Annotated in this window: 18 protein-coding genes; 4 read left to right on the top strand and 14 right to left on the bottom strand. The window is 67.4% G+C overall.

What is annotated here, in order from left to right:
• Nucleotides 1-239 precede the first annotated feature (239 nt).
• From A9G05_RS18990 to A9G05_RS18925, 14 genes are all read right to left on the bottom strand, one after another.
• Nucleotides 240-3,029: a hybrid sensor histidine kinase/response regulator gene (locus A9G05_RS18990; RefSeq protein WP_069562452.1), complete on the bottom strand. Its 2,790-nt coding sequence runs from the start codon at nucleotides 3,027-3,029 to the stop codon at nucleotides 240-242.
• Between the two features lie 116 nt (nucleotides 3,030-3,145).
• Complete coding sequence (gene purD / locus A9G05_RS18985) at nucleotides 3,146-4,435, bottom strand: phosphoribosylamine--glycine ligase (protein ID WP_069562451.1); 1,290 nt, start codon at nucleotides 4,433-4,435, stop codon at nucleotides 3,146-3,148.
• 218 nt (nucleotides 4,436-4,653) lie between these two features.
• Complete coding sequence (gene purH, locus A9G05_RS18980; protein WP_069562481.1) at nucleotides 4,654-6,261, bottom strand: bifunctional phosphoribosylaminoimidazolecarboxamide formyltransferase/IMP cyclohydrolase; 1,608 nt, start codon at nucleotides 6,259-6,261, stop codon at nucleotides 4,654-4,656.
• Between the two features lie 87 nt (nucleotides 6,262-6,348).
• Entirely contained in the window at nucleotides 6,349-6,669 is a 321-nt protein-coding gene (gene fis, locus A9G05_RS18975) for a DNA-binding transcriptional regulator Fis (protein WP_044411145.1), read from the bottom strand.
• Nucleotides 6,666-7,661 carry a tRNA dihydrouridine synthase DusB gene (dusB, locus tag A9G05_RS18970; protein WP_069562450.1) on the bottom strand — a complete coding sequence of 332 codons (996 nt, stop codon included), beginning with the start codon at nucleotides 7,659-7,661 and terminating at the stop codon, nucleotides 6,666-6,668. Before dusB ends, fis begins: the two co-directional genes overlap by 4 nt.
• Before the next feature lie 170 nt (nucleotides 7,662-7,831).
• Entirely contained in the window at nucleotides 7,832-9,250 is a 1,419-nt protein-coding gene (locus A9G05_RS18965; RefSeq protein WP_069562449.1) for a DUF3426 domain-containing protein, read from the bottom strand.
• 83 nt (nucleotides 9,251-9,333) lie between these two features.
• A complete protein-coding gene (gene prmA / locus A9G05_RS18960; protein WP_069562448.1) occupies nucleotides 9,334-10,212 on the bottom strand; it encodes a 50S ribosomal protein L11 methyltransferase in 879 nt (292 codons plus the stop codon).
• Nucleotides 10,213-10,389: 177 nt separating this feature from the next.
• On the bottom strand, nucleotides 10,390-11,253 hold the full coding sequence (locus A9G05_RS18955; protein ID WP_069562447.1) for an EI24 domain-containing protein: 864 nt from the start codon (nucleotides 11,251-11,253) through the stop codon (nucleotides 10,390-10,392).
• A 73-nt stretch (nucleotides 11,254-11,326) separates the two neighbouring features.
• Nucleotides 11,327-12,670 (bottom strand): acetyl-CoA carboxylase biotin carboxylase subunit, encoded by a 1,344-nt coding sequence (accC, locus tag A9G05_RS18950; RefSeq protein ID WP_069562446.1) that lies wholly within the window; start codon nucleotides 12,668-12,670, stop codon nucleotides 11,327-11,329.
• A gap of 17 nt (nucleotides 12,671-12,687) precedes the next feature.
• A complete protein-coding gene (gene accB / locus A9G05_RS18945) occupies nucleotides 12,688-13,158 on the bottom strand; it encodes an acetyl-CoA carboxylase biotin carboxyl carrier protein (protein ID WP_044411158.1) in 471 nt (156 codons plus the stop codon).
• Nucleotides 13,159-13,183: 25 nt separating this feature from the next.
• A complete protein-coding gene (gene aroQ / locus A9G05_RS18940; RefSeq protein WP_044411161.1) occupies nucleotides 13,184-13,627 on the bottom strand; it encodes a type II 3-dehydroquinate dehydratase in 444 nt (147 codons plus the stop codon).
• 115 nt (nucleotides 13,628-13,742) lie between these two features.
• Entirely contained in the window at nucleotides 13,743-15,515 is a 1,773-nt protein-coding gene (dsbD, locus tag A9G05_RS18935; RefSeq protein WP_069562445.1) for a protein-disulfide reductase DsbD, read from the bottom strand.
• A gap of 176 nt (nucleotides 15,516-15,691) precedes the next feature.
• On the bottom strand, nucleotides 15,692-16,279 hold the full coding sequence (locus A9G05_RS28540; protein ID WP_371850578.1) for a methyl-accepting chemotaxis protein: 588 nt from the start codon (nucleotides 16,277-16,279) through the stop codon (nucleotides 15,692-15,694).
• Nucleotides 16,280-17,757: 1,478 nt separating this feature from the next.
• Complete coding sequence (locus tag A9G05_RS18925; protein WP_069562443.1) at nucleotides 17,758-19,371, bottom strand: diguanylate cyclase; 1,614 nt, start codon at nucleotides 19,369-19,371, stop codon at nucleotides 17,758-17,760.
• A gap of 305 nt (nucleotides 19,372-19,676) precedes the next feature.
• Here A9G05_RS18925 and A9G05_RS18920 point away from each other — a divergent pair, with 305 nt between their 5' ends.
• The 4 genes from A9G05_RS18920 (at nucleotide 19,677) to speA (ending at nucleotide 24,297) form a co-directional block, all read left to right on the top strand.
• Entirely contained in the window at nucleotides 19,677-20,744 is a 1,068-nt protein-coding gene (locus A9G05_RS18920; RefSeq protein ID WP_069562442.1) for a DUF2333 family protein, read from the top strand.
• A complete protein-coding gene (gene yfcD, locus A9G05_RS18915) occupies nucleotides 20,744-21,268 on the top strand; it encodes an NUDIX hydrolase YfcD (RefSeq protein ID WP_044411174.1) in 525 nt (174 codons plus the stop codon). Before A9G05_RS18920 ends, yfcD begins: the two co-directional genes overlap by 1 nt.
• A 612-nt stretch (nucleotides 21,269-21,880) precedes the next feature.
• Nucleotides 21,881-22,252, top strand: a complete 372-nt coding sequence (locus A9G05_RS18910; RefSeq protein ID WP_069562441.1) for a translation initiation factor Sui1 — start codon at nucleotides 21,881-21,883, stop codon at nucleotides 22,250-22,252.
• A gap of 131 nt (nucleotides 22,253-22,383) precedes the next feature.
• Nucleotides 22,384-24,297 (top strand): arginine decarboxylase, encoded by a 1,914-nt coding sequence (speA, locus tag A9G05_RS18905; RefSeq protein WP_069562440.1) that lies wholly within the window; start codon nucleotides 22,384-22,386, stop codon nucleotides 24,295-24,297.
• Nucleotides 24,298-24,613 lie beyond the last annotated feature (316 nt).

The following is a 24,613-nucleotide window of genomic DNA, read 5'->3' as shown; positions in this document are numbered from 1 at the left end:
CAGGGTGGGCGTAGGGTGGGCGTAGGGTGGGCTTCAGCCCACCGCTCTCCCGGAGCCAGGCACATCGGCATGCCAGGCCCGACCCCACCTGGTGGATGAAAAGAGCGTCATCCACCCTGCGCAGCGGTCATGTCCGCGCGCGGGCGTGAGGCCTTCGTAGGGGCTACTTCAGTCGCCAAGCGGCGCGCAGCGCCGCCGAGCGAATTCATTCGTGATCGGAATCCCGGGCTACGGGAGCCTCAGGAATGCAGGGCGCTTCCCGGTTCGCGCAGGCGGCGCATTTCCTTTTCGGCGACCCAGTGCTCGATGAGTTCGCGCAACTGTGACAGTTCCACCGGCTTGGCCATGTGGCCGTCCATGCCGGCCTGGCGCGCGCGCTCCTTGTGCTCGTTGAGGATGTGCGCGGTGAGGGCGACCACCGGGGTGCGCGGGCGCTGGGCGTCGCGCTCCCAGTCACGGAGCATCTCGGTGGCGGAGAAGCCGTCGAGCACCGGCATCTCGCAGTCCATCAGCACCAGGTCGTACTGGCGCTCCTTCATGGCGCTGAGGGCCTCCTCGCCATTGCTGGCGGTGTCCGGCTGCAGGTTGAGCTTGCTCAGCATGCCGCGGATGACCTTGGTGGAGATGCTGTTGTCCTCGGCAACGAGGATGCGGAAGTCACCGGGGACGTTGAGCGGCGAGCTGACCTGGGAGCCGGGGAGGGTGGCGGCGCCGCCGGCGGCGCGCTGGACCAGCTCGTCGGCCAGGGTGGTCTTGAGGGTGTAGCCGGCCACCGGCTTGGCGAGGATGCGCTTGATGCCGGCGTTGCGGGCGATGATCTTGCTCGGCGCGTTGCTGATGCCGGTAAGCATGATGATCAGGATGTCGTGGTTGAGGCTCGGGTCTTCCTTGATCTTGGCGGCCAGTTGCATGCCGGTCATGCCGGGCATGTCCTGGTCCAGCAGCACTACGTCGAAGTATTCGCGCAGGTGGGCCTTGGTGCGCAGCAGGGCCAGGGCCTCCTTGCCGGAGGGCACGGCGCTGACCTGCAGGCCCCAGGCGCTGCATTGCTGCACGAGCACCTTGCGGCAGGTGTCGTTGTCGTCCACCACCAGCAGGCGCGCGCCCTGCAGCGGGCCGTCGAGGTCGGAGGCGGGCTGCTCCAGGCGTTCGCTGTCCAGGGGCAGGGTCAGCCACAGGGTGCTGCCCTGGTTGCCGCCGCTCTGGATGCCGAAGTCACCGTGCATCAGGCGCACCAACTGGCGGGCGATGATCAGGCCAAGGCGGCCACTGAGCTTGGTGGCGGAGAGGAAGTCCTTGCTGTGCAGTTCGGCGTTGAGCAGGGCGTCGCGCTCGCCGGCTTCCAGGGGACGGCCGCTGTCCTGCACGGCGATGCGCAGGCGTGGCTCGGCGCCGCTGGTGTCCAGGGCCACCACCAGCAGGATTTCGCCTTCGTCGGTCTGCTTGAAGGCGTTGTCCAGCAGGCTCAGCAGCACCTGGCGCAGGCGCGTCGGGTCGCCGCCCACCACGCGCGGCACCTGGGGCTGCATGAAGCTGATGAGTTCGACCTTCTGCTGCTCGGCCTTGGCGCGGAAGATGTCCAGGCAGTCGTCGATCAGGGCGTTGAGGTCGAACTGCACGTCGTCCAGTTCGATCTGCCCGGATTCCAGCTTGGAGATGTCGAGGATCTCGTTGATCAGGGTGAGCAGCTCGTTGCCGGAGCTGTGGATGGTCTGCACGTAGTCACGCTGCTTGGCCGACAGCGGGGTGCCCAGCAGCAGCTCGGTCATGCCCAGCACGCCGTTCATGGGGGTGCGGATCTCGTGGCTGATCTTGGCCAGGAACTCGCCCTTGGCCTTGAGTTCGGCGGAGCTGGCGGCCAGTTCGCGGCTGACCACGAAGTCGTCGAGGAGGATGCGCCGCTGGCGCTCGCTCATGGCCATGCTCATCAGCACGCCACTGACGCTGGTGACGCTGAGCAGGCCGAAGGCCAGCCACTCCGACCGCACGGCCCAGTAGCCGAACAGCGCTGGCAGCGAACCGAGGAAGGCCACGCAGAACACCAGCAGCGCCAGGGTGAACAGGCGCGCCGGACGGTAGCCGGCCCGCCAGTGGTGCACAGCGACGCCGAAGATGCTGAGCCCGGTGACGGCGCCCATGCCGTAGACCAGTTGGTTGAACTGCAGGTCGGTGGCCACCAGCAGGAGCAGACCGGTGATGCCGATCACCACGGCTTCGCTGATCAACAGGCCGTTGAGCGGGGTGTCGGGGCAGACGCGGCGGAAGAAGCCGCCAGCGAAGACCAGGGCGCAGACCATGGCAGCCAGCATGGAGAGGTTGGCCAACTGCGACTGGGCGCCGGGCCAGAAGTCCAGCCAGGGGCTGCTGATGCCCAGCAGCGTCAGCGCGGTGGCGATGATGCAGAGCTGGGTGGCGGCCAGCCACAGGCTGCAGCCGGCACGGGTGTAGGCGAAGCGCAGGACGTTGTGCAGCACCAGCATCACCAGGCTGCCCAGCAGCAGGCCGAAGAGCAGCGGGCGGCTGTCGTCGGCGGCCATCAGCGCGGCGCTCTGCAGGCTGATGGTGGGGCGCAGGGCGTGCTCGGAGGAGAGCCGCAGGTAGAGGTCCAGGGGCTCGCTGCGCTGGGGCAGCGGCAGCAGGAAGTCACGGCTGGGTAGCGGCCGCTCGGCGTAGGGCAGGCGGCTGCCGGTGCGGATGTGGTCGATCACCTCGCCGCCCCGTACCACGTACAGGTCGAGGTAGGAGAGGTAGGGGGCGAAGACCCGCAGCAGCCGTTCGTGCTGGCCGGCCGGCAGCGGATAGTGCAGCCAGAGGGCACTTTCGCCGCCGGGGGTGTAGAGGCGGTCGAGGTCGACGGGGCTGAACTGGGCGATGGATTGCTGGGCGCGCACGTCGTCCAGTTGGAGGCTGGCGGCGGGGTCGAGCAGGGCGCTCCAGCGCGGCGCCTCTGCGGCGTGCAGGGGATGCAGGCACAGCAGGGTCAGCAGCAGGCTGACGCAAAGTCCTATGGCATTCCTGAGCCGGTGCACGGCGAGGTCCCTTCATGAATGAGTGGCCGGATTATAGCCAAGGCCCAGCCGGCGGAATATGACAAAGGCGGCCACTTGGGCCGCCTTTGCGAGGTTTTACCGGAACTTTACCTACCTCAGCCTTCGCCGCGTTCGCGGGCGATGGCGCGGTAGCCGATGTCCTTGCGGTAGAAGCAGCCGTTCCAGCGGATCTTCTCCGCCAGGCGGTAGGCCTGCTGCTGGGCGTCGGAGACGCTGGCGCCGATGGCGGTGGCGCAGAGCACGCGGCCGCCGGCGGTGACTACCTGGCCGTCCTTGAGGGCGGTGCCGGCGTGGAACACCTTGCCGTCGAGGGCGGCGGCGTCGGCCAGGCCTTCGATGGCATCACCCTTGGCGTAGTCGCCCGGGTAGCCGCCGGCGGCGAGGACCACACCCACTGTGGGGCGCGGGTCCCAGGTGGCTTCCACCTTGTCCAGGGCCTTGGCCAGGGCGGCCTCGACCAGCAGGACCAGGGAGCTTTCCAGGCGCACCATGATGGGCTGGGTTTCCGGGTCGCCGAAGCGGCAGTTGAACTCGATGACCTTGGGCGCGCCGCTCTTGTCGATCATCAGGCCGGCGTAGAGGAAACCGGTGTAGACGTTGCCTTCCTCGGCCATGCCGCGAACGGTGGGGTAGATCACCTCGTCCATCACGCGCTGGTGCACGGCGGGGGTGACCACCGGGGCGGGGGAGTAGGCACCCATGCCGCCGGTGTTGGGGCCGGTGTCGGCGTCGCCGACGCGCTTGTGGTCCTGGCTGGTGGCCATGGGCAGCACGTTCTGGCCGTCGACCATGACGATGAAGCTGGCTTCCTCGCCGTCGAGGAACTCTTCGATCACCACGCGGGCACCGGCGTCGCCGAAGGCGTTGCCGGAGAGCATGTCACGCACGGCGTCCTCGGCATCGCTCAGGGTCATGGCGACGATCACGCCCTTGCCGGCGGCCAGGCCGTCGGCCTTGACCACGATGGGGGCACCCTTCTCACGCAGGTAGGCGAGGGCCGGTTCGACTTCGGTGAAGTTCTGGTAGTCGGCGGTGGGGATCTTGTGGCGGGCGAGGAAATCCTTGGTGAAGGCCTTGGAGCCTTCCAGTTGGGCGGCACCGGCGGTGGGGCCGAAGATGGCCAGGCCACGAGCGCGGAACAGGTCGACCACGCCTTTCACCAGCGGGGCCTCGGGGCCGACGATGGTCAGTTGCACGTTGGCGGCGGCGAAGTCGGCCAGTTGCTCGATGGCCAGCACGTCGATGGCGACGTTCTCGCACTTGGCTTCGGTGGCGGTGCCGGCGTTGCCCGGGGCGACGAAGACCTTGGCGACGCGCGGGTCCTGGGCCACTTTCCAGGCCAGGGCGTGTTCACGACCGCCGCTGCCGATGATCAGTACATTCATTGCGTTCTCCTCGAGGAGGCGGGCCGGGGGCCCCGATGGTGGATGAGAAAAGCGTCATCCACCCTACAAAAGCTTGTTCCTGCAGATCTTTGGGGCGCGATGGAGCGGGTAGATGCAAGGCGTCCGGGCCCTCACCAAGCGGAGTTGCCTTCTGGCAATGAGCATTGGGGAGGGGGCGGACAACGCAGCAGATGCCTGCTTCAGTGCGTCCCTGTCACTCAGTGCCGGAAGTGGCGCATGCCGGTAAATACCATCGCAATGCCGGCCTCGTCGGCGGCGGCGATGACTTCGTTGTCACGCATGGAGCCACCCGGCTGGATCACGGCGGTGATGCCGGCCTTGGCGGCGTTGTCGATGCCGTCGCGGAAGGGGAAGAAGGCGTCGGAGGCCATGACCGCGCCCTTGACCTCGAGGCCGGCATGCTCGGCCTTGATGGCGGCGATGCGGGCGGAGTTGACGCGGCTCATCTGGCCGGCGCCGACGCCGACGGTCTGGCGGTTCCTGGCGTAGACGATGGCGTTGGACTTGACGAACTTGGCCACTTTCCAGGCGAAGATCAGGTCGTGGATCTCCTGCTCGCTCGGGGCGCGCTGGGTGACGATCTTCAGGTCGCTTGCCGCGATCATGCCGATGTCGCGGCTCTGCACCAGCAGGCCGCCGTTGACGCGCTTGAAGTCCCAGCCCGGGGCACGCTCGGCCGGCCACTCGCCGCATTCCAGCAGGCGCACGTTGGCCTTGGCGGCCACCACGTCACGGGCGGCGGCGGAGATTTTCGGGGCGATGATCACTTCGACGAACTGGCGCTCGACGATGGCCTTGGCGGTTTCGCCATCCAGCTCGCGGTTGAAGGCGATGATGCCGCCGAAGGCGGATTCGGTGTCGGTGGCGTAGGCCAGTTCGTAGGCCTTGCGGATGCCGCCTTCGTCTTCCGGTACCACGGCGACGCCGCAGGGGTTGGCGTGCTTGACGATGACGCAGGCCGGCTTGACGAAGCTCTTCACGCATTCCAGGGCGGCGTCGGTGTCGGCCACGTTGTTGAAGGACAGTTCCTTGCCCTGCAACTGGACGGCGGTGGAGACGCTGGCTTCGCCCTTCTTCGCTTCCACGTAGAACGCCGCGCTCTGGTGCGGGTTCTCGCCGTAGCGCATTTCCTGGGCCTTGACGAACTGGCTGTTGAAGGTGCGCGGGAAGGCGCCACGGCCTTCGGTGGAGAGGGTGTCACGGGCCTGGTCGATGGTGCCCAGGTAGTTGGCGATCATGCCGTCGTAGGCGCTGGTGTGCTCGAAGGCCTTGAGGGCCAGGTCGAAGCGCTGGGCGTAGGTCAGGCCGCCGGCCTTGAGGGACTCGACGATGCCGGCGTAGTCGCTGGCGTTGACCACGATGGCGACGTCCTTGTGGTTCTTCGCGGCGCTGCGGACCATGGTCGGGCCGCCGATGTCGATGTTCTCGATGGCGGTGGGCAGGTCGCAGTCAGCCTTGGCGACGGTGGCCTCGAAGGGGTAGAGGTTGACCGCTACCAGGTCGATCGGCTTGATGCCGTGCTGCTCCATGACCGCGCCGTCCAGGTTGCGACGACCGAGGATGCCACCGTGGATCTTCGGGTGCAGGGTCTTCACGCGGCCGTCCATCATTTCCGGGAAGCCGGTGTAGTCGGCGACTTCCACGGCGGCGACACCGTTGTCCTTGAGCAGCTTGTAGGTGCCGCCGGTGGAGAGGATCTCCACGCCCAGGGCAGCCAGTTCACGGGCGAACTCGAGGATGCCGGTCTTGTCGGAAACGCTGATCAGGGCGCGGCGAACGGGGAGGCGGGTGGTCTGGTCGGTCATGTCGATGTCCATCGGAGCAGGGGAATCAGTAAAAAAGGGCGGCCTTTGATGTTCTCGGGGGCCGCCCTTTCTTTATCGAATACGTGCTTACAGGAGGTCGTACTGCTTGAGCTTCTTGCGCAGCGTGCCCCGGTTGAGGCCGAGCATTTCGGAGGCCTTGGTCTGGTTGCCCTTGACGTAGTTCATCACGGTTTCCAGCAGCGGGGCCTCCACTTCGGAGAGCACCAGGTTGTAGACGTCCGTGACCGTCGCGCCCTCCAGATGGGCGAAGTAGTTGTGCAGTGCCTTCTCGACGCTGCCGCGCAGGGTCTGGCCCTCGGCGGTCGGTGTGGTCAGGTGCTGTTTCAGGTTGGCGTTGTCGCTCACGGGTGTTGCCCCATCAAAAAAATTCTCGGTCATCGTCGTCATGCGGCCTTATCCCCTTCGTTGTGACGCTCGGCGAAAAATTGCCGAACGCTGGCGCACTGCGCGTCCGTGGACTCCAAACGATTGAACTGGGCGCGAAATTCCCTGGCGCCCGGCAGGGTTGCGAGATACCAGCCGACATGCTTGCGGGCGATGCGTACGCCCATCACTTCGCCGTAGAAGGCGTGCAGTGCGGCCAGGTGCTCCAGCAGGATCTGTTCCACCTCTTCCAGCCCCGGTACCGCCAGCAGTTCGCCGGTGGCCAGGTAATGCGTGATCTCGCGGAAGATCCAGGGTCGCCCCTGGGCCGCTCGACCGATCAGCAGGGCATCGGCACCGGTGGCGTCGAGGACCTGTCTGGCTTTCTGTGGCGAGTCGATGTCGCCGTTGGCAAAGACCGGGATCGACACCGACTGCTTGATCGCAGCGATGGTGTCGTACTCGGCTTCGCCGGTGTACAGGTCGGCCCGGGTGCGACCGTGAACGGCCAGCGCCTGGATACCCGACTCTTCGGCGATCCTCGCCACGGCCATGCCGTTCCTGTTGTCGCGGTCCCAGCCGGTACGGATCTTCAGCGTGACCGGGACATCGACGGCCTTCACCACCGCCTCGAGGATGCGTGCCACCAGGGCTTCATCCTTCATCAGCGCGGAACCGGCCGCCTTGTTGCAGACCTTCTTCGCCGGACAGCCCATGTTGATGTCGATGATCTGCGCACCGAGTGCCACATTGGCCCTGGCCGCCTCGGCCAGCATCTCCGGGTCGCCGCCGGCAATCTGCACCGAACGGGGCTCCGGGTCACCCTCGTGTAGCAGGCGCAACCGGGACTTGCGGCTGTTCCACAGGCGCACGTCGCTGGTGACCATTTCGGAGACTACCAAGCCGGCGCCCAGGCGACGGCAAAGCAGACGAAACGGACGATCGGTCACGCCCGCCATGGGAGCGAGTATCACCTGGTTGGGTAGTGCGTATGGGCCGATGCGTACCGCCGACATGGGTCTTCCCTGCCTGTGGGGGCCGGATCTGGGTCTTCGAAAAAGGGTGGGCATCATACCCGCTCTCGATGACCGGATAAAGGTCGTTTTGAACAAATTCTGAACAGTGCCGAGCTTATCGCCAGGGGTTCTGGCCAGGCCCCGGAGCGGCGTCCGATGGGCCTGTCGGGCTATTCCGGGGAATGGAAGCTTAGGCTGTAATTGACCGCTTTGGCACCGGGATCAAGGATGTCCAGCGAGATGTGGATCGGCGTCTGCGGCGGCATCTCGGTCTGCCCGGCCAGCTCTCCGCCGAGGTACTCCCCGGGCTTGAAGCGACGGCTGGCGAGCAGTTGCCCGTTGATGTCGGCAAAGCGCAGTTCCAGCAGCGGGAAGGGCTGGGAGAAGGCCGCGCGGTTGTAGATGATCGCGTCCACCACCAGGGCGCCGGCGAAGTCCGGGTGGCTGCGCACCACCAGGTTGCTGCTCTTGATCAGGTTGACGTCGACCTTGGAGGGCAGGCGGCAGCCGATCTCGGGGCAGAGCTGTTCGAACCAGGGCCGGTATTGGTCGGTGCGGGCCAGTTCGTCGAAGTGGTACCAGACGTACTGGAGGCCCAGGGCGAGGCCGCCGATCAGGTTCAGCAGGCCCCAGCCGATCCAACGGCCCCAGGGTGTGCGCGGGGCCTGCCATTCCAGTTGCAGGGGTTCGTCGTCCAGGTCCAGCAGGCCCTTGTCGCGCAGGCTCGGTTCGTTGCGCGGGGCGCTGCGGGGCACGGCAGGCTCGGCCGGTGCGTCGTCCAGCGGCTCGTCGTGGTTGTTCTCGCTCCGTTCCCGGGGGGGCGTGCGGCCGGGTGCAGGGAGATCCGGCTCGTCATCGGGCTCGGCAACGCGGGCCGAGCCGATGTTCGGCAGCGGGTCGTTTTCGTCCTCGACGGCGGCCAGGTTCAGCGCGGGTTCGCGGCGTTCCGGCTCGGCCGGGCGCGGCGGCGGCACCGGTGCCTGGGGGGCGGAGGCGGTGGGGCGTTGCTCGGCGTGCAGCAGGGCCTCGGCCCAGCCTTCGTCGTAGCGTTGTTCGGGGTCGTCACGCTGGCCCAGCAGTTGTTCGCCTGGCTTGGGGGCGGCCTGCAGGGCCATGAATTCGCGGGAGAGCTTGAGTTCTTCCTGCTCCAGCTTGGCCAGTTCCTCGTCGAGGTCGAGGCTGTCCAGGTCCAGGTCGTCGTGGATCCACAGGGTGTTCTTGTCGCCGCTCTTGCCGCTGGGAGCCGGCGTTGCGGCAGCCTGGGGCTTGAGCACGGTGGCGACGCTGGGCACGCTCGGAGCCGGAGCCGGAGCCGGAGCCGGAGCCGGAGCCGGAGCCGGAGCCCGGGGCGCGGGTGGCGTCGGGCTCGGGGCTGCCTGGCGAGCGGGTTGTGGTGCCGCAGCCGGGGCGGTCGTCGTCGAGGCGGTGGCCTCTTTTGCCGCCAGGCTCCCCAGCAGTTGCTTGGCCGCGTTGAACACGTGCAGGCACGCGCCGCAGCGCACCGCGCCATGGGCCGCCGCCAGCTGGGCGCGGGTCACGCGGAAGCTGGTCTGGCAATGGGGGCACTGGGTGACGAAGCTATCGGTCATGCGGCGGTCCGGGCAAAACGACGCGCTAGTCTACCAACTCGCCACGTTACTGGCGCATTCCTGCTGTGCATCCTTTGCGGGCCTCAGCGACGAACGCCGCTGATGCGCACCCAGCCATCCTTATCGGCGGTCGGGTCCAGCTCGAAGGCATCGGCATAGGCCGCGCGGACCTCCTCGGCCTGCTCGGCGAGGATGCCCGAGAGCGCCAGGCGGCCGCCGGCCTTGACCAGTGCGGTGATCTGCGGCGCCAGGGACACCAGCGGGCCGGCGAGGATGTTGGCCACTACCACGTCGGCCGGCTGTTGCGGCATGTCGGCGGGCAGGTAGACGGGGAACAGGGCCGGGTCGATGCCGTTGCGCGAGGCGTTGTCGCGGGAGGCCTCCAGGGCTTGCGGGTCGATATCGGTGCCCACCGCCTGGCGCGCGCCCAGCAGCAGACCGGCGATGGCGAGGATGCCGGAGCCGCAGCCGAAGTCGATCAGGTCGCAGCCGCCCAGCTCCTGGCCGTCGAGCCACTCCAGGCATAACGCGGTGGTCGGGTGGGTACCGGTGCCGAAGGCCAGGCCCGGGTCCAGCAGCAGGTTCACCGCGTCCGGTTCGGGGGCGTCGTGCCAGCTCGGGACGATCCACAGGCGGCGGCCGAAGCGCATGGGCTGGAAGTTGTCCATCCAGCTGCGTTCCCAGTCCTGGTCTTCGATGCGCTCGATCTGGTGCTGCGGCAGGGCGCCGCCGGTCAGCAGTTCGAGGTGCGCCACCAGCGCCGTCTCGTCGGTGTCGGCCTCGAACAGGGCCAGCAGGTGGGTGTGGGACCAGAGCGGGGTGGTGCCGAGGTCGGGCTCGAAGATGGGCTGGTCTTCGGCATCCATGAAGGTCACCGAGACGGCACCGACTTCCAGCAGGGCGTCTTCATAGGTTTCCGCCTGATCCGGGGTGATGGCGAGACGGACTTGTAACCAGGGCATGGCGAAACCTCGATGCGGCGTGAAAAGGGCCTCTCATGGGCACCTCTGAAAACGTGGGCGAGGCGGTCAGCGCAAGGCAAAAACAGGCGAAAGAGCGCAGTTTACGCGGTGTAAATGAGCATCTTGAGCCGGTTTTTAACGCCGCGATGACAACGCAGGTCGTTTTCAGGGGCGCCCTTATGGGGCGGGCAAGCTTACTTGAGGCATGGGTGCCATGCCAGCCGCGGCGTCCAGGCGGTCGAGGCCGCGGTAGGCGAGGTGGCAGACGCCACCGCCGAGCAGGGCCGGGAGCAGCAGATTGAGCACGGGAACCACCGCCAGCATGAGGATCAGCAGGCCGAAGGCGATGAGGGCGCCGCGCTGGGCCCGCACCACGCGCATCTGTTCGGCGCCACTGGCCAGTCCGGCGAGGGCGGCGGGCACCAGAAAACGCACGTTCAGGTAGGCCAGCAGCATCAGCATCAGGATGCCGTTGACCACGGGGATCAGCAGGCAGAGCAGCGGGCCGATTCCGATGCCGATGCCGAGGCCCAGCCAGGGGCCGAGGTGGTAGCGGCCGGCGCGCAGCAGGTCGGTGGTGGCGGGTTGGCGCTGGAGCAGGCTGGGGTAGTGGCTGCGGGTACGTGTCTTCAGGCGCCCCATCAGCACCCAGCGCAGGCTGAGGCGGATGCTGAGCACCACGGCGCCAGCGTAGAGCACGACCACGATAGCCACTGCCAACAGCGCGGCGTAAACCGCCATCAATGCCAGGGCCGGGGCGATGTTGGCCATGGCGCTGATGGTTGCCGGGCCACCACTGACGCTCGGGAGCAACCCGAGGGCGGCAGCGCCCATTATCACGAAGGAGGCGATCAGCCCGGCGGCCTTGGCGATGAACTCGAAGTGGGCGTAGAACAGCCAACCCCAGAAGCTGGTCATCAGCAGGCAGAGGCCCGCCGAGCCGATGAGAATGCCCGGCCGCAGGCTGGAGCGCAGGGCCAGCCCCAGGCAGATGAAGGCTTCCAGGAAGGCCAGACCGATAGACTTGAATCTCGCTTTCATGGACAGGGGCATTCCTTTGCACGGCGGAAATGAAGAAGGGCCGCATTATGCGGCCCTTCGGGGTTCACCAGGCTTACTTCTTGCCCAGTTTGTGCTCGAGGTAGTGAATGTTCACGCCCCCTTTGCAGAAACCCTTGTCGCGGGTGAGGTCGCGGTGCAGCGGGACGTTGGTCTTGATCCCGTCCACCACGATCTCGTCGAGGGCGTTGCGCATGCGCGCCATGGCCTCGTCGCGGTCCCTGCCGTAGGTGATCAGCTTGCCGATCAGCGAGTCGTAGTTCGGCGGTACCGAGTAGCCGCTGTACAGGTGCGAGTCGACACGCACGCCGTTGCCACCCGGGGCGTGGAAGTACTTCACCTTGCCCGGGGAGGGCATGAAGTTGTCCGGGTCTTCGGCGTTGATGCGGCACTCCAGAGCATGGCCGCGGATGACCACGTCTTCCTGCTTGATCGAGAGCTTGTTGCCTGCGGCGATGCTGAGCATCTCCTTGACGATGTCGACGCCGGTGACCATCTCGGTGACCGGATGCTCCACCTGGACGCGGGTGTTCATCTCGATGAAGTAGAAGCGGCCGTTCTCGTAGAGGAACTCGAAGGTACCCGCACCGCGGTAGCCGATTTCGATGCAGGCCTGGACGCAGCGGGCCAGCACTTCGGCACGGGCCTTCTCGTCGATACCGGGGGCGGGGGCTTCTTCCAGCACCTTCTGGTGGCGGCGCTGCAGGGAGCAGTCGCGGTCACCCAGGTGGATGGCATTGCCCTGGCCGTCGGAGAGGACCTGCACTTCCACGTGGCGCGGGTTGGTGAGGAACTTCTCCAGGTAGACCATGGAGTTGCCGAACGCGGCACCGGCTTCGGTGCGGGTCAGCTTGGCCGACTTGATCAGCTCGTCGGCGCTGTGCACCACGCGCATGCCGCGACCACCGCCGCCGCCAGCGGCCTTGATGATCACCGGGTAGCCGACTTCCTCGGCAATCGCCAGGGCGGTCGCTTCGTCTTCCGGCAGGGGGCCGTCGGAGCCCGGCACGGTCGGTACGCCGGCCTTCTTCATGGCGTCCTTGGCGGACACCTTGTCGCCCATTAGGCGGATGGTGTCGGCTTTCGGGCCGATGAAGGCGAAGCCGGAGTTCTCCACCTGCTCGGCGAAGTCGGCGTTCTCGGCGAGGAAGCCGTAGCCCGGGTGGATCGCGGTGGCGCCGGTCACTTCGGCGGCACTGATGATGGCCGGGATGTTCAGGTAGGACTGGGCAGCGGGTGCCGGGCCGATGCAGACGGTCTCGTCAGCCAGGGACAGGTGCATCAGCTCACGGTCGGCCGTGGAGTGCACCGCTACCGTCTTGATGCCCAGCTCCTTGCAGGCGCGCAGGATGCGCAGGGCGATCTCGCCACGGTTGGCGATCAGGACTTTTTCCAGCATCACAGGCTCTCCGCGGTTCAGACGATGGTGAACAGCGGCTGGTCGTACTCAACCGGCTGACCGTTTTCCACGAGGATGGATTCGATCACGCCACTGGCTTCGGCTTCGATGTGGTTCATCATCTTCATCGCTTCGACGATGCAGAGGATGTCGCCTTTCTTAACGGTCTGGCCGACTTCGGCGAAGTTGGCCGAGGTGGGGGAGGCGGCGCGGTAGAAGGTGCCGACCATCGGCGAGCGAACGACGTGGCCGTTCAGCTTCGCAGCAGCCGGGGCAGCGTCGGCTGCCGGAGCCGGGGCAGCCGCCGGCGCGGCGGCAACGGGGGCCGCGACCGGGGCCGGGGCAGCGGCGTAGACCGGCTGGGCGGCCATGGCCTTGTTGCTGTGGCGGCTGATGCGTACGGACTCTTCGCCCTCGCGGATCTCCAGCTCGTCGATCCCGGACTCTTCCAGCAGTTCGATCAGTTTCTTGACTTTACGGATATCCATTAATCATCAACTCCCAAGGGTAAGGTCAGGGGCGTTCAAGGTGTTCCAGTGCCGCGTCCAGGGCCAGGCGGTAGCCGGTGGCGCCCAGACCGCAGATCACTCCCACGGCTACGTCGGAGAAGTAGGAGTGATGGCGGAAAGGTTCTCGCTTGTGCACGTTGGAGAGGTGCACTTCGATGAATGGGATGCTCACTGCGAGCATCGCGTCACGTAGCGCGACACTTGTATGCGTGAAAGCGGCCGGATTGATCAGGATGAAGTCCACACCCTCGTTGCGCGCAGCGTGGATCCGCTCGATCAGTTCGTACTCGGCATTGCTCTGCAGGTGCATCAGGTGGTGCCCGGCTTCGCGGGCGCGGCGCTCCAGGTCCTGGTTGATCTCGGCCAGGGTGGTGGCGCCGTACTTGTCGGGCTCGCGGGTCCCCAGCAGGTTGAGGTTGGGACCGTGCAGGACGAGCAGGGTGGCCATGGGCTGTCTTCCTTATTGGGGCCAGGCGGGACCGTGAAGGATAGTCGTGACTGTCCCTGTGTCGCCAGTAGTCGACACGATGCCCGCAGATTGCGGCAGATTTATGAAGTTCCGCTTATTGACGCGAGCCGGCGCGGGCCAGGTGGTCGGCGAACGCGGCGGCGTGGATCTCTCCTACGACACGCAGATCGGCCCATTCGTCACCGTTCGCCCCGAAGAACAGCAGGGCCGGCGGGCCGAACAGCTTGTAGCGGTCCAGCAGGGCGCGCTGCTCGGCGGTGCTCTCGGTCATGTCGAAGCGCACCAGGCGATAGCGGCCCAACTGTGCGGTGACCTCCGGCGCGGTGAGCACCTCGCGTTCGATCACCTTGCAACTGATGCACCAGTCCGCGTACCAGTCCAGCAGCAGCGGTTGCCCGGCGGCCTTGGCCTCGGCCTGGGCGGCCTCAAGCTCGGTCGGCGTCTTCACGGTGACCCAGGCTCCGGCGGCTGCCGTGGCCTGGGGGGCGCCGGCCACGCCGGCGCGACCCAGCGGGCGCAGCGGATCGGCTTCGCCCTTGAGCGCGCCGACCCAGGTGGCACCGGCGTAGACCAGCAGCACCAGCCCGGCGAGTTGCGCCAGGCGCTGGCGCGGGGATTTGGGGCCGAACTCCAGGGTGCCGAGGAACAGCGCCACCCCGGCAGCCAGCAGGCCCCACAGGGCCAGGCTCAGCGAGCCCGGCAGCACGCGCTCCAGCAGCCACACCGACACCGCCAGCAACAGCACGCCGAAGGCATTGCGCACCGCCACCATCCACGGGCCGGAGCGCGGCAGCAGCGCGCCGCCACCGACCGCGAAGAGCACCAGCGGAGTGCCCATGCCGAGGCCCAGCAGGAACAGCTTCAGGCCGCCGCCCAGGGCATCACCGCTGGCGCTGATATAGAGCAGGGCACCCGCCAGCGGGGCGGAGACGCACGGCGAGACCAACAGGCTGGACAGCACCCCCAGCGCTGCCGCGCCCCAGATCGAGCCCCCCTGGGTGCTGCCGGCCAGGCGGTCCAGCGGGCCGGCGAGGAAGCCCGGCAGGCGCAGCTCATACAGGCCGAACATGGCCAGGGCGAACACTGCGAAGAAGGCCGCGAAGGGCACCAGCACCCAGGCCGACTGCAGGCGTGCCTGCAGGTTCAGCTCGGCGCCGAACACGCCCATCAGCGCGCCCAGCACGGCGAAGCAGGCCGCCATCGGCAGCACGTAGGCCAGCGATAGCACCAGGCCCCGGCCGCCGCCCACCTGCCCGCGCAGCACCACGCCGGAGAGGATCGGCAGCATCGGCAGCACGCAGGGGGTGAAGGTCAGGCCCAGCCCGGCGAGGAAGAACAGCGCCAGCTCGTGCCAGCTCCAGCCCTGCCCGTTGCTCGGCAGTGCACCGTCCGGCGCGGCGGCGGATGCGGCGCCGATCTGCAGCGTCTCGGTTTCCGGCGGGTAGCACAGGCCCTTGTCGGCACAGCCCTGGTAGGTCACCAGCAGCTTGAAGGGGCGCTGTTGCGGGTTGTTCAGCGGCAGGTCGACGTCGAGGACCTCGTAATACACCTCCACGTCGCCGAAGTAGTCGTCGGTCTTGTGCTTGCCCGCCGGCAGTTGCGCCGCGCCCAGGCCGACATCGGCCGGCTCGGTGCGGAACTGGAAGCGGTGCTTGTAGAGGTAGTAGCCCTCGGCGTTGGTGAAGCGCAGCTTGATCGCCGTGGGTGAACTCTCCACCAGGCTGAGGCGGAAGGCCTCGCGCACCGGGAGGAAGTCCTGACTGTTGTTCAGCGGGGCGCCCAGGGTGGCGCTGGGGCGGCCATCCAGCAGCCCGGCAACGGCGGGCAGGGTGGCCAGTAGAAGGATGAGGGTCAGCAGACGACGCATGGGACACTCGGCAGGAAAAGGTGCCGGGCATGATAACGGAGCCGGTCCGCGCCCGGCAGGCCGATCCTGTAAGCGGCTTTCTCATCACGCCGAAAGGTCATGCGCCGTCCCCTTGAGCGCGTTGCCTGCGCCGGGGCGCGACACGTCGCCGCAGGGCGGCGGGTCTCAACCGCCTGCTAGACGCGGAAGGCCTGCACCGCCTGGTTCAGCTCACCGCCCAGTTGCAGCAACTGCTCCGCCTGGTCGCGGCTGCGGCCGATGTGGCGGAGGTTGTCATCGCCCTGCTGGTGGATCTGCTCGCTGTAGCCACGGATTTCGCTCACCGCGCCGCTCTGGTTGGCGGTGGCTTCGGCGATCTGCCCGGCGGTGCTGGCGATGGTGCGGATGGCGTCGACGATCTCGTCCAGCGCCCCGTCCGCCGCGGCAGCGCGGGTGGCGGTGGCCTCGGCGTGCTCCACCTGGGCGCGCATGCCCTGCACCGACTGGTGAGCGGCGGTCTGCAGGCGGCCGATCAGCTCCTGGATTTCGCCAGTGGCGCCGGCGGTGCGTTGCGCCAGGGTGCGCACCTCGTCGGCGACCACGGCGAAGCCGCGGCCTTGCTCGCCGGCGCGGGCCGCTTCGATGGCCGCGTTCAATGCCAGCAGGTTGGTCTGCTCGGCGATGCCACGGATCACCACCAGCACGCTCTCGATGGTGGCCGACTCCTGGGCCAGACGCTCGATGGCGCTCGCGTTCTTCTGCACCTCGCCCACCAGCGTGCGCATGCCGGTCAGGCTCTGGCCGATGATGCGCTGGCCCTGCTCCACCGCACGGCCGGCGGCGTGGCTGGCGTCGGCGGCGTGGGCAGCGTCCCCGGCCACCTGCTGAATGGTGGCCTCCAGTTCGCCCAGGGCATCACGGATCTGCCCGGTGCCCACCGCCTGGCGTTCGGCGCCGTCGTGCAGGCCGCCGTTGAGGCCAGCCAGGGTGTGGCTGCTGCTGAGCACCTGCTCGGCGTGGTGGCGGATGGTGCCCACCAGGTCGCCCAGGTAGTCCCGCAGGCGCGCCAGTGAGCCCTCGATGCCGCGCAGGTCGTCGATGCGCGAATCGAGGTGGATGGGTTGGCTGAAGTCCCCGGAGGCCCAGTGGGACAGCGCCTGCATCAGGCGCCCGAGCAGTCGCGTGAGGTTGCGCTGGATGCGGTCCACCGCCAGGGCGATGAGCAGGATCAGGCCGATCATCAGCCCCTGCATCAGCCGCACCTCGCCCTGGATGCGGCCATGCTCGGCGCGCACCTGGGGCTCCAGGGCGGCCAGGGCCTGGCGCAGGTCGTCGAGGCGGGCGCGGGTGGCCTTGGCCAGTTCCGCACGGTTGGCGATCAGTTGGCGGGTGCGCTGCAGTTCGGCCGGGTAGCGACCGACCAGGCTGGCCAGTTCGCGCTTGAGGGCGATGCCACGGTCCTCGGTGGTCTTCTCCTCGTCCTGGTTGGCCAGGCCCATCATCGCGGCGAAGTCGTCGGAGGCGGACTGGGTCTGCTCGGCCACGCCGAGCAGGGGCAGGGCGTCGAGACGGGCGGACTCCTGGCCGAGGGCGGCCAGCTCGCGCTCCACATCGGCGGCCAGTTCGTCACGGCCGCTCTCCACCAGCTTGGCGCGGGCGTGGACCAGGCGCGTCAGGTGCTGGGAGGCCGCCAGCAGCGGCGCCCGGTAGTCTGCCGCGAGGGTCGGGTCGCCGGCGTCTGCATAGCGCGCCAGTTGCTCCAGTACACCGTCCAGTTCGCGCTCGGCCTGGATCAGCAGGCCCTGCGGGTCACCGGCCAGCTTGCCGGCGGCCAGGAGCTGGTCGGCTGCAAAGGTGCGCAGCGGGTCGATGCCGCCGCGCAGGGTACTGGCCAGCTCCGGCGGCAACTCCTGCATGCGCTGGTCCAGATCGTCCAGGCCCTGGGTGGCGGCGCTGTGGCGCAGGGCATCACCGCTGGCCAGGTAGGTCTCGATGTTGTCGCTGACATCCCGTTGCACGCGCTGCGCCAGGTCCAGGTACAGCTCCATCACCTGGTAGGGGCGTTCCAGGGCGCGCTGGGACCACCACAGCGTGGCGCCCAGGGCCAGGCACACGGTGACCAGAAGAAGGGTATTGAGGTTGGTGAGCTGCTTAAGGCGCATGGGGGCCTCGACCTACAACGGACAGGACGGCGGACCCCGACGATATTTCGTTTCGATTGCAGCTTGATGACAGCGTGACCTGCGTCACGCTGTGGAATGCTTCAGCGGAACAGCTCGACGCGGTTGCGGCCGCTGCGCTTGGCCTGGTAGAGCGCCTCGTCGGCGCGCTTGGAGAGGGTGTTGCTGTCGATGTCGCCGCTCAGCTCGGCGATGCCGCAACTGAAGGTGCAGGACAGGTCATGGGGCTGGGCCGGGTAGCGGATCTCGGCGAAGCGCTGGCGAATCTCCTCCAGCACCCGCTGGGCGGCCGCCAGGTCGGTGTCCGGCAGCACCACGGCGAACTCTTCGCCGCCGTAGCGACCGATGTGGTCGCTCTTGCGCAGGCGCTGCTTGAGGAACAGCGCCAGGCCCTTGATCACCCGGTCGCCCATGGGGTGGCCGTAGGTGTCGTTGACCTTCTTGAAGTGGTCGATGTCCAGCATCGCGAAGCACAGCGGGCGGCCGTCGCGGCGCGCGCGGGAGCGGGCGTCTTCCAGCAATTGCAGGGTGTGGGTGTGGTTGAACAGCCCGGTGAGGCTGTCGCGCACCATCCGCGCCTTCAGACTGCGGGCGCGCTTGGCGCGGGTGCGCACCGTGGCGATCAGGTGACGCGGCTTGATCGGCTTGGTGAGGAAGTCGTCGCCCCCCTCGCTCATCGCGTCGAGCTGCTTGTCCAGGTCGTCCTCCGCCGACAGGTAGATGATCGGCACGCTGACGTAGCGCTCGTTCTGGCGGATCACCTTGGCCAACTCGGTGCCCAGGCACTCGGGCATGTACATGTCGAGGATGATCAGGTCCGGCTGGAACTCCGCCAGCGCCGCCATCGCCTGCACCGGCTCGGTGATGGCGCGGGTGACGATGCCGGCGCTGTTCAGGGTCATCTCGGTATGCATCGCCTGGGCGCGGGAGTCGTCCACCACCAGCACCCGGTAGGGCTCGTAGTGGGCGGTGCGGGTCAGGGTCTCGATGCGCTCCAGCAGGCTGGAGGCGTCCAGGGTGCCGCTGTAGAACTCCTGCCCCCCGGCGCGCACGGCGGCCAGGCGGGTCGGGGTGTCGGTGTCCTCATGGCTGAAGAACAGCACCGGCAGCTTGTGTTCCAGGCCCTTCTGCGCCTCCAGTGCCAGCTCCAGGCCCATGCCGGGGCCGGCGAAATCCACTTCCATGACGATGGCCGACGGGTGCCGCTCGGCCATGGCCGCACGGAAAGCGTTGGCGCTGTCGCAGGTCTGTGCCGAGAGGCCGAAGAACTCCATCTGCTGGGCCAGGCGTGCGGCGCGCTCACCGTCCTGCAGAGCCAGGTAGACCGGCTTGCGCAGGGGCGGCAGGAAGGTCTGCTCGAGCTGGTCGCCTTGGCGCAGGCCGGTGCGCGACAGGCGCTGCATCAGTTGGCTCAGCTCAGTGATCAATTCGCTGGACAGGCGACCGCGGTTGGCCTGGATGCCCACCAGGCTGGCTTCGATGCTCTGCGCCAGTTGGCTGTGCTCGGGCTGCTCGAAGCGCTGGGCATAGCGCTGCAGGAGGGCATTGGCCTCGCTCAGCTCGGTGAGGTCGGACTCCCGCCACTCGCTGCGCTGCAGCCGCTGCCAGACCTCCAGAAGATGGCGCGCCTGGTGGATCACCCGTTGGGCGAAATAGGTCTTCAGGCGATCGCGGCTGGGATCTTCGGGTTCGTTCATGACGGGCTTCTGGGCTTCTGGTCGTTTTCTGGACGAAAGCCGACCTGGATGGTGGCGCTATGCTAGCACCTCGTTGCAACCGCGCCAGTACCGCCGATCCCTTGGCGTCAACCTTTTCTCCGGGAGTGCCACTGGGTCACAGCGCGAATGTGCGCATCGTCTCAACCCGCCGTTACCGGCCCACTCTTGGTTTGGCCATCGGACGCTGGCAAGGTCGCTCGCTTCACTTATAGTGCGAGGCCGACGGCACCCTTGCGTAAGGGCGCTGTCGAAACTTGCCGAACGGATGAGTGAAGGACATAGCCATGCTGGACTGGAAGAAGCGTGCGGGCCAGGCACGAGATCGCGTCGATGATTCGGTGGACGATGTCCGCAGCTACCTGGGAGGCATCTGGGTCAGCCGCGCCCTCGGCGCCCTGCTCGGTGTCTACCTGGTGGGAGCGGGCGTGGTGGGCTGGTACTGGAGCCAGGAGCCCGAGCTGTTCCCCGTGCAGCAGAACGCCCAGGCGGCGGCCGAGCGCGCCCAGCGCAAGCTGGTCACCGGCTACACCACCGTCGAAACCCTCAAACAGGTCTCCCAGACCCTGCTGGACAAGCCCGGCGGCTACCTCTCCAACGACCTGGCCCCGCCCGGCCTCTGGCTGGACAACATGCCCAGTTGGGAATACGGCGTGCTGGTGCAGGTCCGCGACCTGACCCGCGCCCTGCGCAAGGACTTCGCCCGCTCCCAGTCGCAGTCCACCGAGGACGTCGACCTGGCGCGCGCCGAGCCGCGCTTCAACTTCGACAACAAGAGCTGGGCCCTGCCAGCCTCCGAGACCGAGTACCAGGGAGGCATCCGCGCGCTGGACCGCTACCTGGCCCGCCTCTCCGACCCGAATCAGCCCGGTGCTCAGTTCTATACCCGTGCCGACAACCTCAACAACTGGCTGGGTGACGTCGCCACCCGTCTGGGCTCGCTGTCCCAGCGCCTGTCCGCCAGCGTCGGCCGGGTGCGCCTGGACACTGACGTGAAGGCCCAGGAGGGGCAGGAAGGCGTGGTGCCCAAGGTCAGCGAAGAGTTCGTCGAGACGCCTTGGTTGCAGATCGACAACGTCTTCTATGAGGCCCGTGGCCAGGCCTGGGCGCTGTCCCACATCCTGCGTGCCATTGAAGTGGACTTCGCCGACGTACTGGCCAAGAAGAACGCCACCATCAGCGTGCGCCAGATCATCCGTGAGCTGGAGGCCGCCCAGGAGCCCCTGTGGAGCCCCATGGTGCTCAACGGCAGCGGCTACGGCGTACTCGCCAACCACTCGCTGGTGATGGCCAACTACATCTCCCGCGCCAACGCCGCCGTGATCGACCTGCGCCAGCTGCTGGAGCAGGGCTGATGGCCCTCGACCCGCGCGAAGCGGCCCACCGCGCTGCCTCCGATGCCGAGCGGGTGGCCTGGGTCGACGAGCAGGACCGCCTCCTCGGCGGCCTGCCCCGGGCCGAGCTGCGCGAGCGCGGGCTGGTTTCCCGTGGCACCTTCATCCTCCTGTTCAACAGCGCCGGCCAGCTCTGTGTGCATCGCCGCACCCTGAGCAAGGCGCTGTACCCGGGCTACTGGGACGTCGCCGCCGGCGGCATGGTCCAGGAAGGGGAGGACTACGCCCTCTCCGCCGCCCGTGAACTGGAGGAAGAGCTCGGCATCGCCGGCGTGCCCCTGCGCGAGCATGGGCGCTTCTACTTCGACGAGCCGGGCAACCGGCTCTGGGGCGCGGTGTTCTCCGCCGTGTCCGACGCGCCCCTGCGGCTGCAGCCGGAAGAGGTGATGGAAGCGCGATTCATGAGCCTCGACGAGGCCCAGGCGCTGGAGAACTGCTGCCCGGACTCGCTCAAGGCGTTGCGTCTTTATCTGGCGTCGCTCTAAGACGTGTTAGGCAACTAGACGGGGATATCGGAGCCCAGCTGCTTAGCGAGTTTTGCTGTTGTCTTATGTTTCGCCTTCCCAGGCGAGTTTCTTTTTTCAGTCGCCAAAAAAGAAACCAAAAAGGCTCGCCCCTGCATCCGGGTCCCGCTTCGCGGGACTCCCCTCGCTCCATCGTTGCTACGGGGGCCGGCGCGATGGGCCATCCATGGCCTGGCGCGCCTCTCACGGCATCCATGCCGTTCGTCCCCCTTCGCAACGACTGCGCTCGGCCTCCTGAAGGGGCGTTGTCCCCGCCTTGGCATTCGAGCCCTGTTCAGTTTCAGCGTGCGCGCAGAGTCTGCTGCTTTCTTCCTTAGGGACGTGGTTGAAACCCCCGCCCGGCGCGGGTTTGTGCAATATCCCGGACCCTTTCGTGCACGATGCCGAACAGGGTCGCCAATCTGACGATCAATGGCGCAAATTCGCACTTAGCATTCGCCGCGAATGCTGCTAAATTGCGCCGCCTTTCAACCCCGGCTTCCCGGCCGGGGCTGCGCTGCCCCTGCCAGAGTGGGGCTTCGCGGTCGGCCCCCCGCCGACCAGTCGCTATCCTGACCCCTACGAGGAAAGCCGGTGGTCAAGAAAGCTTCGTCCTTTGCCGCCCTCGGCGGCCTGGTGTACTCCACCGACAGCGGCCGGCACTGCCCGGACTGCGCCCAGCCCATCGACGCCTGCACCTGCAAGCAAGCCACCGTGCCCGCCGGCGACGGCATCGCGCGCGTTCGCCGCGAAACCAAGGGCCGGGGTGGCAAGACCGTCACCACCGTCAGCGGCGTACCGCTGGCTGGCGACGAGCTGAAGGAGCTGGCCAGCGCGCTCAAGCGCCGATGTGGCACCGGCGGTGCGCTCAAGGACGGCGTGATCGAGATCCAGGGCGACCACGTGGACCTGCTGCTCGACGAGCTCGCCAAGCGCGGCTTCAAGGCCAAGAAATCCGGCGGCTGAGCCACGGCTTTCTAAACTGACCGTCATCGCCACGGTCAACACTCCAACGTCATACGACCGCATTAACCTGCCCACGCCTGCCCGGCACGTCCCGGCGGGTTCGGCCTTTTTCATCCCACAGGGGGAACACGATGTCTGCACGACGCACGCGCAAGGACGATGGCAGCCGCTGGACCGTGGCCGATAGCCGCAGTGTCTACGGGATTCGCCATTGGGGGGCCGGCTTCTTCGCCATCAACGAGGCCGGTCGCGTCGACGTGCGCCCCAGCGGCCCGTCCAGCGAGCCGGTGGACCTGCACGAACTGGTCGGCAACCTGCGCGAGGCGGGTCTGTCCCTGCCGCTGCTGGTGCGCTTCCCCGGCATCCTCCAGTCGCGCGTGCGCCAGCTCACCGGCGCCTTCGACGCCAACATCGCACGGCTGGAATACCAGAACAGCTACACCGCCCTGTACCCCATCAAGGTCAACCAGCAGGAAGCGGTGGTGGAGAACATCATCGCCACCCAGAACGTCTCCATCGGCCTGGAAGCCGGCTCCAAGCCCGAGCTGATGGCCGTGCTGGCCCTCGCCCCCAAGGGCGGCACCATCGTCTGCAACGGCTACAAGGACCGCGAGTTCATCCGCCTGGCGCTGATGGGCCAGAAGCTCGGCCACAACGTCTTCATCGTCATCGAGAAGGAATCGGAGGTGGAGTTCGTCATCGAAGCCGCCGCCGAGCTGAAGGTCGCGCCCCAGGTCGGCCTGCGTGTGCGCCTGTCGTCCCTGGCCTCCTCCAAGTGGGCCGACACCGGCGGCGAGAAGTCCAAGTTCGGCCTCTCCGCCGCCCAACTGCTGTCGGTGGTCGATCGCTTCCGCAAGGCCGGCCTCGACCAGGGCGTGCGCCTGCTGCACTTCCACATGGGCTCGCAGATCGCCAACCTGGCCGACTACCAGCACGGCTTCAAGGAAGCCATCCGCTACTACGCCGAACTGCGCAGCCTCGGCCTGCCGGTGGACCACATCGACGTCGGCGGCGGCCTGGGTGTGGACTACGACGGCACCCACTCGCGCAACGCCAGCTCCATCAACTACGACATGGACGACTACGCCGGCGTGGTGGTGGGCATGCTCAAGGAGTTCTGCGACGCCCAGGGCCTGCCGCACCCGCACATCTTCTCCGAGAGCGGCCGCGCCATGACCGCGCACCACGCCGTGCTGGTCATGCAGGTTACCGACGTCGAGCGCCACAACGACGCCGTACCGGTGGTGGATGACCGCGAGGAGCAGCCGGAGATCGTCCGCTGGCTGCTCGACCTGCTCGGCCCGACCGACACCGAGATGGTCACCGAGACCTATTGGCGCGCCACCCACTACATCGGCGACGCCGCCGCCCAGTACGCCGAAGGCAAGCTGACCCTCGCGCAGAAGGCCCTGGCCGAGCAGACCTACTTCGCCATCTGCCGCCGCCTGCACAACCAGCTCAAGGCCCGCCAGCGCTCTCATCGCCAGGTGCTCGACGAGCTGAACGACAAGCTGGCCGAGAAGTACATCTGCAACTTCTCCGTGTTCCAGAGCCTGCCGGACACCTGGGCCATCGGCCAGGTGCTGCCGATCATCCCGCTGCAGCGCCTCGACGAAGAGCCCCTGCGCCGGGCCGTGCTGCAGGACCTGACCTGTGACTCCGACGGCAAGATCAAGCAGTACGTCGACGAGCAGAGCATCGAGACCAGCATGCCGGTGCACGACGTGCGCGAAGGCGAGGACTACCTCCTGGGCGTGTTCCTGGTGGGCGCCTACCAGGAGATCCTCGGCGACATGCACAACCTGTTCGGCGACACCGACTCGGTGAACGTCTACCAGCGCGAAGACGGCAGCGTGTACCACGCCGGCATCGAGACCCACGACACCATCGAGGACATGCTGCGCTACGTGCACCTGTCCCCCGAGGAACTGATGGCCCTCTACCGCGACAAGGTGGCCAGCGCCAAGCTCAGCCCCCGCGAGCGCACCCACTACGTGGACGCCCTGCGCCTGGGCCTGACCCGTTCCTCCTACCTCTCGTCCTGATCGCCCCGCGCCCCGAAAAGCCCCGGCCCATGCCGGGGCTTTTCATTTCCGCCACCAGCCAGTACGAATCCAACGTAGCCCGGGCTTCAGCCCGGGAGCGGAGTCATCCCCAAGGCCCATGCGCCAGTAATCGGTGGATGAAAAGAGCGTCATCCACCCCGACGCGAGCCTCCACCCCCGCCGCCCCGCAGGGCGTATCGCGCTTCACCGATCCACCGTCTCGACGCCGGAGCGGTGTGAGCCCGTAGGATGCGGTGAGCTCGGCGAACCGCATCGATCCACGCCCAGCCCGCGTTGATGTGCTTCGCACAGCTCA

Source organism: Pseudomonas sp. ENNP23 (assembly GCF_001728945.1).
Classification (GTDB): domain Bacteria; phylum Pseudomonadota; class Gammaproteobacteria; order Pseudomonadales; family Pseudomonadaceae; genus Metapseudomonas; species Metapseudomonas otitidis.
Note: the sequence above shows the minus strand (reverse complement) of the source record. Positions and strands in the feature narration are given on the sequence as shown.